Consider the following 14,388-nt stretch of genomic DNA (forward strand, 5'->3'; position numbering starts at 1 on the left):
CCATGTCTAAAGCAACCCCTGCAAGTTTTCGCACTACCGACGATTCCCCGTTGCAGCGGGAAACGATGTCTGTTGTGATCCGCAAGATATCGCCCTTTGTCGGACTGCTGTTTTTCGTGGCGTTCCTGGATCGGGTGAACGTCAGCTTCGCCGCCATCACCATGAAGACCGATCTCGGACTCTCCGACGTCGCGTACGGCACGGGAGCGGGGCTTTTCTTCATCGGTTATTTCCTCGCGGAGATACCGAGCAACATGATGCTGGAGCGCTTCGGCGCGCGTCGCTGGCTGGCGCGCATCATGATCAGCTGGGGCCTGATTTCGGTGGCGATGGCCTTCGTGAATAGCGCCACGTCCTTCTACGTATTGCGCTTTCTTCTCGGGCTCGGCGAGGCGGGCTTCTATCCGGGGCTCATGCTGTACTTCACCTACTGGTTTCCGATGCGCTACCGCGCGCGCGTGGTCGGCTTTCTGATGTTCGCCATTCCGGTGGCGAGCTTCGTCGGCGCACCGCTTTCGACCGGCCTCATGACGCTTCTCGATGGCGCTCACGGCTTGCCGGGCTGGCGCTGGCTTTTCGTCCTCGAAGGATTGCCGGCCGTGATTCTCGGTATCGCGACGATGCGCTATCTCGCGGACAACCCGCTCAAGGCGCGTTGGCTGCGCAACGATCAACGCGCCTGGCTCATCGAGGTGCTGGACGGCGAGCGTGCGCTCGCCAAGGTGCACGCCAAGGGCGGCTGGCTCGCGGCGATTTCGAATCCGAAGGTGCTGTGCGTCGTGCTGATGCTCGCATTGAACGGCCTCGCCACGAATGGCGTGAACTTCTGGCTGCCGCAACTCGTGAAGAGCTTCGGGTTGTCCACCTTCCAGACCGGCCTTGTCGCATCGATTCCTTATGGCTTCGCCGGCATCGCAGTCGTGTTCTGGGGACTGCATTCCGACTTCAAGCGCGAGCGCGTCTGGCATTACGCGATCGCCGGATGGGTCGCGGCCGCGGGTCTCTTTATCGCGGGATACACGCTGAATCAGCCGGTGCTCAACATCGCGGCGCTGACGCTCGCCGTCATCGGCGTCAACGCGACGCAGCCCGCGTTCTGGACCATGACCGGCCTCGTGCTGGCGGGAACCAATGCGGTGGCGGTCGGTTTCGCCTTCGTCAATTCGCTCGGCAATCTGACGGGTTACGTGGGCCCGGTACTGGTCGGCTGGCTCAAGCAGAGCACGGGCAGCTTCGGCACCGCGCTGTTTGTTCTCGGCTGCACGACGGTGCTGATGGGCGCATTGCCGTTCACGCTGCGCCGCTACATCGTCGAGCAGGAGCACGGTAGCGGGACGGTGGCGCATGCCGTTTCCGACAAGGTGCGCGCGGGCGACCCTACCGGACGCGCGTGAGCGTTTCCAGAACGATAGCGAAGGAATAGAGAAGGACAGCGAAGGAGCGACTCCATGAAGGTACTGATTACGGGCGGCGGCGGCTTCCTCGGGGCGTGGATCGTGCGCGCGCTCATCGCGCGCGGCATCGACGTGCGCCTGATGGAATGGCGTGACGATCGAAGCATCGCGACCGCCGTGCTCGGGGCGTCGGCGGCAACGCTCGACTGGCGCGTGGGCGACGTGCGTCGCGCGGAAGACGTGCGCGCCGCGATGCGCGATTGCGATCACGTCATCCATCTGGCGGGACTGCTGACGCCCGCCTGCAAGAGCGATCCGCTGCTGGGCGCGGTGGTCAACGTCATCGGCACGCTGAATGTATTCGAGGCCGCGAGGCAGGCCGGTATTCGCAAGGTACTCTATTCGAGCAGCGGCGGCGTCTACGGACCCGATGATCCCGAGGTGCCTTTTCCGACCACGCACTATGGCGCGTTCAAACTCGCGAACGAGGGATCGGCGCGCGCATATTGGCTCGACCACGGCATCGCGAGCATCGGCTTTCGCCCGTTCGTCATTTACGGCCCCGGTCGCGAGACGGGACTCACGGCGGGCCCGACGCTCGCCTGCCGCGCGGTGGCGCGGGGCGAACCGTATGTCATTCCCTATACGGGACGCTCGGGCCTCGTGTTCGTCGGCGATGTCGCGGCGGCCTACGAGCGTGCGCTACTGCGCAGCTTCGATGGCGCTCACGTGGTTAATCAGCCGGGGCATAGCACCGACATGAGCGACGTGATCGACGAATTGCGTCGCATCGATCCCGCGGCGGACATTCGCGCGGAAGGTCCGCCGATGCCCAGTCTGTCGACGGCGATTGGCGCGACCGGCGAGGACGTGCTCGGCGCGCTGCCTCTGACGCCGGTTCGCGAGGGTCTGCGTCGGACAGTCGAACATTATCGCGTGGCGCTCGTCGCCTGACGATCCAGCTTATCCGGGAGAACATCACATGAAGTTATTGGGCGCGCATACCTTCGGCACTGTATGGACGCATGATGCGGCAGGCGCCATTGCTGCGTTTTCTGAGCTTGGCTTTCGCGATTTCCAGTTGATGGCGATGGCCCCGCATCTGGACCCGTGGACCTGGCAGGCCGCGTTGCCGCCGCTGCAGCGTGCGCTCGATGCGTGCGGCGCACGCGTGATCGCCGTCGATCTGCCGAGCAGCGACATCAATATCGCAAGCTCGACGCCCGCTGCCGTGGAGTTCGCGATGGCGACCTACGAACAGGCGATGTCGCTGGCGCATGCGGTGAACGCGAAGTGGCTCACGATCAACTCGGGCCGCAAGCATATGCTTCTGCCGCCGCCCGACGAGCGTCTTCTTCAGGTGTACTCGCAAGCGCTCGAACGGCTTGCGCATCGCGCGGGCGAGCTCGGCATGCGCATCCTGATCGAGAACATTCCCGGCTGCCTGCTGGATACGGCTGCGGCGCTTGCGCAGTTTCTCGACCGACACGACTTCGGCAATGTGGACGTGCTCTATGACGTCGCCAACGCGGCCGCGATAGGAGAAGACCCCGTGGACGGACTCGCGTTGCTCTCGCCGCGCGTCGCGGTCGTGCATCTTTCGGATGCGGGCAAGGGCAAATGGCAGCATGCGCCGATCGGTTCGGGCGACATCGACTTCGAGGCGATACGCCGGCAACTCGCGGATATGCAATTCGCGGGGGACGTGGTGCTGGAGATTATCAGCGCGCGCCCGATCGAGGACCTGCGCGCTTCTCTCGAGAGGCTGCGCGCGCAAGGCTGGTGATAACGCGCGCGGGGAGAGGCTGAGACCGGCAAGCACGGGCGGCAACCGCAAGGCTGGCCGCTTGGTCTTGCGCGATGCCGGGTCAGGCTCCGGGGGCTGTAAGTGCCGCCGGTGCCGTATGCATCGCGTTATCGGATGGCGCGCGCGGTGCTCAGCTTTGCGGCCCGGACGGCTGGTTTGCCGGCGTGCCGCGGTCGGTACGCTGCTCGATCGCGCGGATGACCGCGATCATGTCCTGTTGCCCGTGGCCGAGTGCTTCGGTTTCGCCATAAAGCGCGTGGCAGAGGTCGAGCAGCGGCGACGCAATACTCGCGTCTCTCGCGGCCTCGGCCACGAGGCGACTGTTCTTCAGCACGTCGGTGATGGCGGCCTGCACCGAAAAGTTCTGCGTGGCCAGCTTGTCCAGCTTCACGCGCGATACGTCGCTGGCCATCGGTCCGGCATTGAGCACATTGGCGAACTGCGCGAGATCGATGCCGTGGCGCTCGGCGAAGTGTGTGGCCTCGGTCAAACCCGTGACCATGGTGATGAGAAACAGATTGACGGCGAGTTTCATCGTCAGGGCCGACGGCACCGCACCGCACACGAAGCTGTCGCGACACAGCGGCTTGACGAGCGCACGCACTGCTTCGACATCGGCGGCGGCGCCTGCGAGCATGACGACGAGCTGGCCCGCTTCGGCGGGCTTGCGCGAGCCCGAAACGGGCGCCTCGACGTAACGGCCGCCCGCCGCCTCGATCTCGGCCGCCAGCGCCTGGGAATATCCGGCCGACGTGGTCCCCATGTTGACGATCGTATGGCCGCCGACGCGCGCGCCGAATGCCGGCGTGCCGCGGCCAAGAACGGCATCGATCGCGGGATCGTTGGCGAGCATGAGGATCACGGTCCGGCACTGCGCGAAGACCTCGCCGGCTTCCTTGACGACTTGCGCACCGGCGTCGCGCAACGTGCCGTAGTGTCCCTGGGAGCGGCTCCAGGCGACGAGCGGCGTGCCGGCCCGCACGAGGTTGAGCGCCATCGGCGTGCCCATGACGCCGAGACCAATGAATCCGACTGCTGTTTGCATAGGACCGCTCCAGGGTGAGGGAGATAACGGGAAGATGCGTGCGCGTCAATACGGCGGCATTTCCAATGCGTGCCCCGCATTGTGAGGCGTATCGGCATTTGCGTCAGCGATTCGCACAACGGCAGGGGCAAGCCGATCAGACCATCACGGCCGCATCGCGCCTCGAGCAGCGGGCAGTGGGCGCAGCGGCGTTACTCGTCGTCCGTTTGCTGCTGCGCGGAGCGCAGCCTGCGCATTTCCGTGTCGTCGAGATGTTCGAGCATTGCGCGGTGCGCGCCGGGCCCGTCACCCGCGAGAATGGCGTCGAGAATCGCCTTGTGAAGCGGCAATGAGATCGCGTGGTTTTCTTCCGCGCGCGAATTGGTCAGATGCAGCGATGCCAGCATCGTCGCGCGGATCGCATGGGCCAGCGGCAACAGGAAGCGGTTGTGCGCGGCGAGCAGGATGGCCGTGTGGAACTCCAGATCGGCTTTGATGAAGCCTTCGGTGTCGTCGGTGTGCGCGCCCGTGGCCATCGCTTCATACGCCGACGCGAGCCGCGTCTTGTCTTCCGGTCCGGAGCGGGTCGCCGCCAGGGCCGCCGCGGACGGCTCGACGAGCCGGCGCATTTCGATCAGATCCACCAGCACTGGTGCGTTTGCGCTGAGCTGGCTGTGCCAGCCGAGCACGGCCGGGTCGAGCTGATGCCAGTTCGGCGGTGCTGTCACCAGCGTGCCGCGTTTCTGGCGCGACTCGATCAGCCCTTTGGCGGCCAGAACCTGCAGCGCTTCGCGCAGCACCGTCCGGCTCACGCCGTACTGCGCCAGCAGGTTCTCTTCTGCCGGCAGCGGACTGTCAGGCTCCAGCTTCCCGGAGACGATTTCGCGCCCAAGCGCATCCACTACCTGTTCGGTGCGCGTTTTGGGCAAGGGACCTTTCAACATCATGGCCTGGGGTTTTCCCGCTTAAAAGGTGAGTGAATTATATAATAATATTTAATACATCGATCTAGGCTTGCCGTACCGAGGCGATGCCAGTCAATCAATTCGCCAAGGAGCCCAGATGAAAATCAGCGCCGTTCGCACCCATGTTCTCGAAGCATCATTATCCCAGCCGTTCGCTTATTCGCGCGCCTGGTACGCCGGCCGCACCGCGATGCTGGTCGAAATCGAAACGGATACCGGGCTGACCGGCTGGGGGGAATGTTATGGACCGGCACGCATGACGTCGGCCGTCGTGCAGGCCATGTCGCGCTGGCTGCTGAACCAGAATCCGCTGCACACGGACCGGTTGTGGCAGCAGATTTACGCCGATTTGCGCGATCACGGCCAGAAGGGGCTCGTGGTCGAAGCGCTCAGCGGCATCGACATTGCGCTGTGGGACATCAAGGGGAAGCACTTCGGCGTGCCGGTCTACGACTTGCTCGGCGGCCCGTTGCGCAATTCGGTGCGGGCGTATGCCACGGGGCTGTATCGGCGCGAAGGCGGCAACCCGCTGGAGTATCTCGCCGAAGAGGCGGCCGGCTATGTCCGCGAGGGATTTCATGCCGTCAAGCTGAAGGTCGGCTTCGGTATCCGTGACGACGTCCTCGCCGCGCACGCCGTGCGCGAGGCCATCGGGCCGGAAGTCGGCCTGATGATCGACGCGAATCATGCGTACGACGCGGTCGCGGCGATCCAGTTGGGCCGCAAGCTCGAACATCTGGATATCGGCTGGTTCGAGGAACCGGTGCCCCCGGAAGACCTCGACGCCTATCGCGAGGTGAAGCGCGCGCTGCCGATTCCGATTGCCGGCGGCGAGTGCGAATTCACCCGCCTCGGTTTTCGCGACGTGTTCGCCTCGCACGCGCTCGATATCGTGCAGCCGGACACGTGTGCCGCGGGCGGTATCAGCGAATGCAAGAAGATCGCCGACATGGCGGCAACCTTCGGCATTCGCTACAACCCGCACGTCTGGGGTACGGGCATCGGCATCGCCGCCTCGCTGCAACTGATGGCGACGCTGCCGACGCATACGCCGACCTCGCTGCAGCCGGTCGAGCCGATTCTCGAACTGGACCAGACCGAGCATCCGATCCGCCAGGCGATTCTCAAGACGCCGCTCGTGCACTCGGGCGGCGGCATGGCTATTCCGGACGGTCCGGGCCTTGGCATCGAGATCGACCGCGACGCGCTCGAAGCATTTCGGGTTCGCTGATTCATTTCCAATCCGCCATTTCCCAGGCATTCCGATGACCTGGCGACCGCTCGCGCCTGCGGTCGGGCAACGCGCACCGGCGCATCAGGCGCTACAACAAGGGAAGGAGAAGCAGCATGCAAACACAGCGACTGGAGCCGTCAGGCGGGAGCGCGGCGGTGCCGGCACCGTGGTGGTCGATTGGCGGCACCTTGATGATCGGGTTGTTCGTCGCTTACCTCGACCGCTCGAATCTGTCGGTCGGCCTGCCGGGCGTGGCGCGGGATCTCGGTTTCGATGGCCCGCAGTTCGCGAAGGTATCCAGTTGGGCGCTGACGGCCTTTCTGATCGGCTATACGATTGCGAACATTCTCGGCGGCCTGTTGACGCGCCGGCGCGATCCGAAGTGGATCATGATCGCCTGCGTGGCGATCTGGTCGGTTGCGACGCTCGTCGTAGGCACGACGGGCTCGATCGCCACGCTGCTCGTTTGCCGCGTCGTGCTGGGCGTGACCGAAGGCATTTACTGGCCGCAGCAATCGCGCTTCGCCAAAGCGTGGTTTAGCCCGGAGCAGCGGACGACCGCCAATAGCCTGATCCAGTATTACGGTCAGTTTCTGGCGCTCGGTCTTGGCTTCATGATCCTGACGCCGTTCTACGATCTGCTGGGCTGGCGCGCGCTGTTTCATATCACGGGTCTGCTTGGACTCCTGATTATCGTGCCGTTGTATCTGTGGCGTTTGCCGCGCAAGGACGCCGCGCCGTTCCCCGAACCCGCGGTTTCGACCGGGAAGAAAGAGCGGTTGACGCTCGCCTCGCTGGGCGGCCCCGCGTTCCTGCTTCTGTTGTTCAGCTACCTGACGCAAGGGGCGCTGTTCTGGGGCATCACGCTGTGGATTCCGCTCGCGGTCAAGACGCTCGGCTTTACCGGCTTCGAACAGGCATTCGCGAGTTCCATCCCTTATCTGTTCGCCGTCGTGCTGGCGATTCCGCTTTCACGCCTGAGCGACAGGACGAAGCGGCGCACCCTGATCGCCGGACTCGGGTTGCTCATTCCTGGCCTGCTCGTCGTGACTCTCCCGTTCGTGGGCGGCGCGATGGCCAAGATGATCCTGATTACGCTTTCGCTGGGGTTTTATGCGAGCGCGTTCTCGCCGAACATCTGGTCGATCGTGCAAAGCACCGTGCACCCGGACGCCGTGGGTCCGGCCGCGGGCATCATCAACGGTATCGGCGCCGGCGGTGGCGGCACCATGGCCGGCTTCGTGGTGGGCATGCTGTATCAGTCGACGGGTTCGTATATTCCCGGCTTCGCGACGTTGGGCGCGTTTGTCGTGCTAGGCGGTATCTCGCTGCTGCTGTTTGGCCGGGTGACCAGGCAGGGGTGAATCTGGTCTTCGCGCGATGGCGTTGCGGTGGCGTTGCGGTGGCGTTATATCGCGCTGATGTGCGGACGTGTATGCATGCACCATGCGGACGCTCCGCGCCGCCGCCTTCCGGTCGAGGCGCGCGGCGAAACAGATCGGTCGGGTTCAGGCCAGGTTGAGCATCGTGCCACGGCAATCCTTGGTGTTGCAGTGGCATGCGTAATCGTTGCGCGCCTCGTCGGCTTCTTCGGGCGGTACTTCGAGCGAGTAATCGATAAACAGCTCCTCGCCTGGCGCAATGTCGCGGATCGCGTCAATGTAGACGCGACCGTCTTCTTCGGCGGCTTCACAGTTTGCCATGCACGCGTGATTGAGCCACCGCGAGCCATTCCCGCCGCGGCCGCCGTCGATCACGCGTCCGTCGGACAGGCCGAACAGGAACGTGTGCCCGCTCTCCTCGCGTTTCGCGTAGTGGCGGGCGGCTTCCCGCCACGAGGTCACCAGACCTTTGTACTCGAAGATGCGCTCGCCCGTGGAAATCGCCCGAAGCGCAAAAACGCCCTTTCCATGAACAGAGGATTGCCGTACGGAGACACGCTTCATACCGGGCCACGCGAGGAGGAGAGAGGCTCCGAGTATAGCCGGAGGATAAGTCATTGGGCGGCATTTGAATCGTGCGAAACATGAGCATCGTCATGCGGTGTCCGGATTCGTCCATTCCGCCGATGTCCACTATTTTGGATATTTAAGCATTGCCGTGGACGTACTCGTACTTTCGCCTTGACGATGCGACCGGCACCCTGACTTTGGACATTCCTTCGTGTCTTCCGTATCCGTTGGGCGCGCAATCGTAACGCGCACGACAGACAACGCCGCGTCTCTGCCTTTCGCGGACCTCGACGCAACGATTGCGCGCGACGTGACGGCGTGACGCCGCGCGCGGGTGTTGCCTGGGCCCGTCAGGCGGTTTGGCGCTTCAGGAAGCTTTCGACGACGGTGGCGAAGTAGGACGGACATTGCTGCATCGGGTAATGGCCGCTGTCAGGAATAACGTGCAGCTCCGCGTTCGGATGCCATGCGAGAAAGGTGCGCTGCATGGCCAGCGCATCGAGCCCCGGATCTTTGTCGCCAATCATGACCAGGAAAGGGGTTTCGAGTCCCCGTACGTCGTCGACGAAATTTGCCGTGACCAGCATGTCGAGGTATTTCCTCCGGCAGGCTGGCGCTACGGTGTCGCGGTTATATTGCACCTTGCTATCGACCCACTCGTCGGAAAGCCCGCCGGAGACGAACTTGAATAACCGCCGAAGGGCGTTGTCGTCCTCTACGGTGCTGGCAAAGAAAGTCAGGGCTTCCGGACTCAACCGGTTTCCGGCAGCGGAAACCGGACACACGGCGATTGCGCTGATGACGCGAGAAGGCGCGTCTGCCGCGAGGCGCTGCGTAATCATCCCGGTCATCGAGTGACCGATTACGTGGAAGTGCGGCCAACCGAGCCGATCGGCGAGCATGAGGCAATCGGTGGCAATTTCCTCCAGGGTGAATTCACCCGTCAATGCGATGGATTGCCCGTAGCCGCGCAAATCGGCGAAAACGTAGGTGAACGCATGACCATCGAGCCAGGGTATGACTGCATCGTAGCTGGCGTGGTCCCCGAGCCAGTCATGCATGACCAGTACATGAATCGGGCCCTGGCCGTACTGTACATAGCCGAGGTCGGCGTCCGAGCCCGGACGGATTTCAAGGGGTACTTTCATTTCAGGGTTCCATTCAGATGGCGGAACCAAAACGAAACGCCCTCCCGGCGAACCGGGAGGGCGTTTTGAAAGTGAAGCCATGCTATCAATCGCTCGAACGAGAGTCAATAGGCGGGCATGCGTTTCCGTACGACAGCAGTGGCTGGAATTTTGAAGCAGTGGGGTCGACAATCAGAACCGGTGCGTAATCCCTATGCGTAGCGCAAGCTGGTGGTTGCTTGCCGATGGCGTTTGCCCGGTCAGATAAGCAACCGCCGGCTGACCGAGCGAGTCGGTTCCACTCGCATGCTGATAAACGACGATGAAATACACGTCGGTACGCTTGGACAGGAAATAGTCGGACCCTGCTTGCAGCTGGTGATACAAGGCTCCGCTCCGGTTTTCGGCGCCGCTTGCATTCGTATAGATATAGGCGACGCCGGCGAGCCATGCAGGCGTTAGCTGATATCTGCCGTTCACTTCGACGTTGTTAAACCGCGCATTGCCTGTGTAACCAAGCGGATTCGGCCCGCTCGTGGAGCCGAGTCCGCGAAACTGCACGTTTGAGTAAGTCAGTCCCAGCGTTGCGCTACCGATCTGATACGAACCCGCTGCACTGATGATCTGCAACGTGGAGGCCGATGCATAACCGGCATAGATGGGATTGGACTCCGGCGTCGTTGCCGACCCCAGCGAGCCAAGATTGTTGCTCGCGGCAGTCGTACCGTTATTGGGATTGCTGCCGTAGAACCCCAGGTTTGGATTGCGAGCGTTCAGGTAGGCCATCCCAAGTCCGAATGGACCGTGCGTATACCCGCCGCCCAACGACCACACCTGGTTACGGGAAACACTGCCGGGCACCCCGCCGAAACTGTATAAACCGCCGAACCGTAGCCCGGAATAATCGTTGCTGGCGAACTTCACGGCATTGTTGATGCGTCGGGTGTTCAATGCGTTGTCGACGTCGCCGGCGTGGGCACCCATGTATCCCGCCCATTGCGCTCCAGACTGGAATAACTGGGTATAGTCGACCACGGAGTCATATTGACGTCCCAGTGTCAGGGTGCCGTATGAGCTTTGCAATCCGACGAATGCCTGGCGTCCGAACTCCGCGCCACCTTGCGCCAAGGCGCCGTTTCCAATGCTGAAGCCGTTTTCGAGTACGAATACCGCCTTAAGTCCACCTCCCAGATCCTCGACACCCCTGATTCCCCATCGGCTACCGCGAATACCGCCCGTCGCGCCATCCTGGAACGAGTATTGGTGATTGCCTTGCGGACCGCTGGCGGGCCGTGCGGTTTGCACGTTACTCGTGAAATTGATGCCGGCGTCGATCAGTCCGTAGAGCGTGACACTGCTCTGCGCAAAGGCTTGCGCGCTATATCCGATCGTCGCTAACGCAACGACTGCGGGTAGTTTTTGAATCTTCATTCGCGTCTCCTTGAGTTGTCGTCTTTCTGGAATTGAATAATCTTATTCAAATATCTATAAATTAGACATACTAATTATCTGGAAGAAATTTTTAGCGAAACGGTTTCGGCGGTTGACGTTAAGCCATGTCGAAACATCGTCGACATGACTGGGCATCGACTCGCCGGGCGGAGAGCGTCCTGCGTCACGTTGCACGCCTTGCCGCCCAGGCGGCATCAGCGTATCCGCGCATTTGCCACATGGCGTCGGCGCCCGAACGGCCATTCGCCGCGACGCCAGCCCACCGCTGAGAGCGCGGCGCCGCTGATCAGCGCCGCCATCAGCACGTAATAGCTCGGTGCCAGCGTGTCGCCCGTGACGCCGATGACCCAGGTCACGAAGAAGGGGGAGAAGCCGCCGAATAACGTGACCCCGAGGCTGTAGGAAAACGACAGGCCGGTCGAGCGCGTTTCGACTGGAAAGATTTCCGATACCAATGCCGGCATGGGTCCGGAATAACCCGCCTTGTACAGTCCGGCGATCACTTCCAGCCCGAGCAGCCAAGCCATGGTCGGGTGGTATTTGAGCCAGAGAAACATCGGATAGACCGAGACGGCCATTGCCATCGCGGTAGTCAGCATGACGCGTATGGGGCCGACGCGATCCGACAGCGCTCCCATGACGGGCGACAGCGCGAACTGGAGGAAGCCGTTGAGCGCCACGATGCCGAGCGATTGCGCGGCCGGCAGGTGCAACTGCCTGACGGCATAGAGCGGCATGTACAGTTGCAGCACATAGGTCATCACCGTGGAGAGCGCCACGATGCCGGTAGCGATCAGCAGCTTGCCCGTCTGTCCGCTGCCGGCGGTGCGCGACCGCGGTGTCGTGCGTGCGTGGACGGCGAGAAATTCCGGCGATTCTTCCAGCCGACGGCGGATGTAGTAACCGACCGGTCCGATCAGCAGACCCAGTGCGAAGGGTACCCGCCAGCCCCACGATTGCAACTGCTCCGCGCTCAGTGCGGCGGTCAGCGCACTGCCGATGGAGGCGGCAAGGATGGTGGACATGCCCTGGCTGGAGAACATCCAGCTGGCGGCATAGCCGCGCTTGTCCGGATTGTGTTCCACCATGAAGGCGGTGGCGCTGCCGTATTCCCCGCCGACCGCGAAGCCCTGGAGCAGGCGCGCGCACAGGATGCCGAGCGGCGCGAACAGGCCGATCCGGCTGTAGCCGGGCATCAGCGTGATCACCAGCGTGCCGGCGGTCATCATGAAGATCGATAGCGTGAGCGCCGCCTTGCGGCCGCGACGGTCCGCGTACAGACCCAGCACCACGGCGCCGACCGGCCGCGTGACGAAGGAGACGCTGAAGGTGCCGATCGACAGCAGCAGTGACACCCACTCGTCGTGCACCGGAAAGAACACTTTCGCGATGACGCTGGCGAAGTAGCCATAGACCAGAAAGTCGTACCACTCCAGCGCATTGCCGATCGTCGCCGAGACGACGATGCTTCTCAGACGCGCACGACTGGTTGCGGCAGAGGCTCCGCCGTTGTTTGATTGCATGTCCTTTACCCTTGCACGAGTTGACGTATCGAACAGCGTAAATTAGTATCCATGTATGTATTGTTGTTTGGATACATTATTGTGTCGATTACATCCAATAGCAACCGAGGGTTTTCCCATGGCAACCGTCGAGCTTCCGTCCGCTGCTGCCGTACGCGGGATCGATAGTTATCGCCCGCCCGTGACGGGCCGGCGTCATGCAGTAGTGGCCGGCCACTATGGTGCCGCGCACGCGGCGATGCGCGTGCTGGAAGGCGGTGGCAACGCGGTCGATGCCGGCGTCGCGGCCGGCATTGCATTGAGTGTGTTGCAGAGCGATCTGGTCAGCATGGCCGGGGTTGCACCGATCCTGATCTATCTGGCCGCGCGGCGCGAGGTGGTGTCGATCGCGGGCCTGGGCGGCTGGCCACGGGCGGCGTCGGCAGAGTATTTGCGGCGCGAGCATGGCGGGCGCATCCCCCCGGGGGTGCTGCGGACGGTGGTGCCGGCCGCGCCCGCGGCGTGGATCACCGCGTTGCGGCACTACGGCACGCTGTCGTTCGGCGACGTGGCGCAGGCCGCCATCGGTTTCGCGCGCGATGGTTTCGCCATGCATGCGCTGATGGCCGAAACCATCCGCGAGCACGAGGACGGCTACCGCCGCTGGGAGGCCAATGCGCGCATCTATCTTCCAGGCGGTCGTCCGCCGGCGGTGGGCGAGCTGTTCGTGCAGGCCGATCTTGCGCGCACGCTGCAGTTCATGGTCGACGAGGAGCGGCGGGCGGCCGGCCGTGGCCGTCTGCATGGTCTCGCCGCCGCGCACGACGCGTTCTATCGTGGCGACATCGCCGCGGCCATGCTGAGCTATCACCGCGAGCATGGCGGCTGGCTGGCGGCGGAAGATCTGGCGTCGTTCGACGCGGAAGTGGAGCGGCCCGTCATGGTCCGCTACAAGGGATACGAGCTCTATAGCTGCCCGCCATGGTGCCAGGGGCCGATCCTGGGACAGACGCTCAAGGTGCTCGAAGGCGTGGATCTCGCCGCGCTGGGACACAACAGCCCGGCCTACGTGCACACCGTGGTCGAGGCGCTCAAGCTGACGTTCGCCGATCGCGAGCGATACTTCGGCGATCCGCGCTATGTCGACGTGCCGCTGCAGCGGCTGCTGTCGGACGACTACACCAGCCGCCTGCGCGCGCGTATCCGCGCCGATCGGGTGTTCGACGGCATGCCGGCGGCGCAGCCGCTGGAGAGCGGCGTCGACGTGTCCGCGCTGGACACCTCGTACGTGTGCGTGGCGGATCGGCACGGCAATCTGTTTTCAGCCACACCGAGCGACGCGACCTGCGAGAGCCCGATCATTCCCGGCACCGGCATGATGCCGTCCAGCCGCGGCGCGCAGTCGTGGACCGATCCGGGGCATCCCTCGGTGCTGGCGCCCGGCAAGCGGCCCCGGCTCACACCGAGCCCGATGATCGCGTTCGGCCCTGCGCATCCCGACGACGTACACGGCGAGCGTGGCCGCCGCGCGCTGCCGTTCGGTTCGCCGGGCGGCGACGTGCAGATCCAGGCCATGCTGCAGGCTTTCCTGAACGTCGTCGATTTCGGCATGGACCCGCAGCAGGCGGTGGAAGCGCCGCGCTTTGCCACTTACGGCTTCCCCCTCACGACCGATCCGCACGCGTATACGCCGCGCAAGATCAAGCTCGAGGCACGGCTGCCGCCGCAAACCGGCGACGCGCTGGCTCAACTCGGGCACGGGGTGGACTGGTGGCCGCAGTTCGGCTGGAAGGCCGGCGGCGCCTGCATGATCGTCAGCGATCCCGAGCGGGGGGTGTTGACCGCCGGTGCCGATCCGCGGCGGCCGAGCTATGCGCTGGCGTGGTAGGCATGCACCGAACGCGATGAGCGCCGTCGTGCCGTGCGGCCAT

The 14,388-nt window shown here is 63.6% G+C and carries 12 protein-coding genes; 6 read left to right on the forward strand and 6 right to left on the reverse strand.

Features of this window, described 5'->3' with window-relative positions:
* Positions 1–2 precede the first annotated feature (2 nt).
* Genes F3J20_RS11435 through F3J20_RS11445 form a run of 3 tightly spaced genes read left to right on the forward strand, consistent with a single transcriptional unit; the run spans position 3 to position 3,180 of the window.
* On the forward strand, positions 3–1,394 hold the full coding sequence (locus F3J20_RS11435; protein ID WP_167048556.1) for an MFS transporter: 1,392 nt from the start codon (positions 3–5) through the stop codon (positions 1,392–1,394).
* A 54-nt stretch (positions 1,395–1,448) separates the two neighbouring features.
* On the forward strand, positions 1,449–2,348 hold the full coding sequence (locus F3J20_RS11440; RefSeq protein WP_167048558.1) for an NAD(P)-dependent oxidoreductase: 900 nt from the start codon (positions 1,449–1,451) through the stop codon (positions 2,346–2,348).
* A 28-nt stretch (positions 2,349–2,376) separates the two neighbouring features.
* Positions 2,377–3,180 (forward strand): sugar phosphate isomerase/epimerase family protein, encoded by an 804-nt coding sequence (locus F3J20_RS11445; RefSeq protein WP_167048560.1) that lies wholly within the window; start codon positions 2,377–2,379, stop codon positions 3,178–3,180.
* 151 nt (positions 3,181–3,331) lie between these two features.
* Here the strand turns inward: F3J20_RS11445 and F3J20_RS11450 are convergent, their stop codons facing one another.
* Both F3J20_RS11450 and F3J20_RS11455 read right to left on the reverse strand, forming a co-directional pair.
* On the reverse strand, positions 3,332–4,246 hold the full coding sequence (locus tag F3J20_RS11450) for an NAD(P)-dependent oxidoreductase (RefSeq protein WP_167283394.1): 915 nt from the start codon (positions 4,244–4,246) through the stop codon (positions 3,332–3,334).
* 191 nt (positions 4,247–4,437) lie between these two features.
* Positions 4,438–5,172 carry a FadR/GntR family transcriptional regulator gene (locus tag F3J20_RS11455; RefSeq protein WP_167048564.1) on the reverse strand — a complete coding sequence of 245 codons (735 nt, stop codon included), beginning with the start codon at positions 5,170–5,172 and terminating at the stop codon, positions 4,438–4,440.
* A gap of 115 nt (positions 5,173–5,287) precedes the next feature.
* On the opposite strand from F3J20_RS11455, the gene F3J20_RS11460 reads away from it, so the two are divergent.
* Both F3J20_RS11460 and F3J20_RS11465 read left to right on the forward strand, forming a co-directional pair.
* Positions 5,288–6,421: a mandelate racemase/muconate lactonizing enzyme family protein gene (locus F3J20_RS11460; RefSeq protein ID WP_167048566.1), complete on the forward strand. Its 1,134-nt coding sequence runs from the start codon at positions 5,288–5,290 to the stop codon at positions 6,419–6,421.
* Positions 6,422–6,537: 116 nt separating this feature from the next.
* A complete protein-coding gene (locus F3J20_RS11465) occupies positions 6,538–7,788 on the forward strand; it encodes an MFS transporter (protein WP_167048568.1) in 1,251 nt (416 codons plus the stop codon).
* Between the two features lie 144 nt (positions 7,789–7,932).
* On the opposite strand, the gene F3J20_RS11470 is transcribed toward F3J20_RS11465, so the two are convergent.
* The 4 genes from F3J20_RS11470 to F3J20_RS11485 all read right to left on the reverse strand — a co-directional run bounded on the left by F3J20_RS11470 (position 7,933) and on the right by F3J20_RS11485 (position 12,478).
* Positions 7,933–8,370, reverse strand: a complete 438-nt coding sequence (locus F3J20_RS11470; RefSeq protein WP_167048570.1) for an SET domain-containing protein-lysine N-methyltransferase — start codon at positions 8,368–8,370, stop codon at positions 7,933–7,935.
* A 356-nt stretch (positions 8,371–8,726) separates the two neighbouring features.
* Complete coding sequence (locus F3J20_RS11475; RefSeq protein WP_167048572.1) at positions 8,727–9,524, reverse strand: alpha/beta hydrolase; 798 nt, start codon at positions 9,522–9,524, stop codon at positions 8,727–8,729.
* A gap of 171 nt (positions 9,525–9,695) precedes the next feature.
* A complete protein-coding gene (locus F3J20_RS11480) occupies positions 9,696–10,934 on the reverse strand; it encodes a porin (RefSeq protein WP_167048574.1) in 1,239 nt (412 codons plus the stop codon).
* A gap of 215 nt (positions 10,935–11,149) precedes the next feature.
* The gene (locus F3J20_RS11485) at positions 11,150–12,478 is read right to left on the reverse strand and encodes an MFS transporter (RefSeq protein ID WP_167048576.1); all 1,329 of its coding nucleotides are present in this window, start codon (positions 12,476–12,478) and stop codon (positions 11,150–11,152) included.
* A 238-nt stretch (positions 12,479–12,716) separates the two neighbouring features.
* Between F3J20_RS11485 and F3J20_RS11490 the strand changes: the two genes are divergently transcribed.
* Entirely contained in the window at positions 12,717–14,345 is a 1,629-nt protein-coding gene (locus F3J20_RS11490) for a gamma-glutamyltransferase (protein WP_240159271.1), read from the forward strand.
* The last annotated feature ends 43 nt before the right edge of the window (positions 14,346–14,388 follow it).

It is taken from the genome of Paraburkholderia sp. Cy-641 (assembly GCF_011752945.1).
GTDB lineage: Bacteria > Pseudomonadota > Gammaproteobacteria > Burkholderiales > Burkholderiaceae > Paraburkholderia.

Excerpts from the sequence above, each read along its gene's own strand:
- F3J20_RS11455 (WP_167048564.1), bottom strand. The coding sequence starts at position 5,172 with ATGATGTTGAAAGGTCCCTTGCCCAAAACGCGCACCGAACAGGTAGTG.
- F3J20_RS11490 (WP_240159271.1), top strand. The coding sequence starts at position 12,717 with ATGCGCGTGCTGGAAGGCGGTGGCAACGCGGTCGATGCCGGCGTCGCG.
- F3J20_RS11460 (WP_167048566.1), top strand. The coding sequence starts at position 5,288 with ATGAAAATCAGCGCCGTTCGCACCCATGTTCTCGAAGCATCATTATCC.
- F3J20_RS11450 (WP_167283394.1), bottom strand. The coding sequence starts at position 4,246 with ATGCAAACAGCAGTCGGATTCATTGGTCTCGGCGTCATGGGCACGCCG.
- F3J20_RS11435 (WP_167048556.1), top strand. The coding sequence starts at position 3 with ATGTCTAAAGCAACCCCTGCAAGTTTTCGCACTACCGACGATTCCCCG.
- F3J20_RS11485 (WP_167048576.1), bottom strand. The coding sequence starts at position 12,478 with ATGCAATCAAACAACGGCGGAGCCTCTGCCGCAACCAGTCGTGCGCGT.
- F3J20_RS11475 (WP_167048572.1), bottom strand. The coding sequence starts at position 9,524 with ATGAAAGTACCCCTTGAAATCCGTCCGGGCTCGGACGCCGACCTCGGC.
- F3J20_RS11465 (WP_167048568.1), top strand. The coding sequence starts at position 6,538 with ATGCAAACACAGCGACTGGAGCCGTCAGGCGGGAGCGCGGCGGTGCCG.
- F3J20_RS11470 (WP_167048570.1), bottom strand. The coding sequence starts at position 8,370 with ATGAAGCGTGTCTCCGTACGGCAATCCTCTGTTCATGGAAAGGGCGTT.
- F3J20_RS11445 (WP_167048560.1), top strand. The coding sequence starts at position 2,377 with ATGAAGTTATTGGGCGCGCATACCTTCGGCACTGTATGGACGCATGAT.
- F3J20_RS11440 (WP_167048558.1), top strand. The coding sequence starts at position 1,449 with ATGAAGGTACTGATTACGGGCGGCGGCGGCTTCCTCGGGGCGTGGATC.
- F3J20_RS11480 (WP_167048574.1), bottom strand. The coding sequence starts at position 10,934 with ATGAAGATTCAAAAACTACCCGCAGTCGTTGCGTTAGCGACGATCGGA.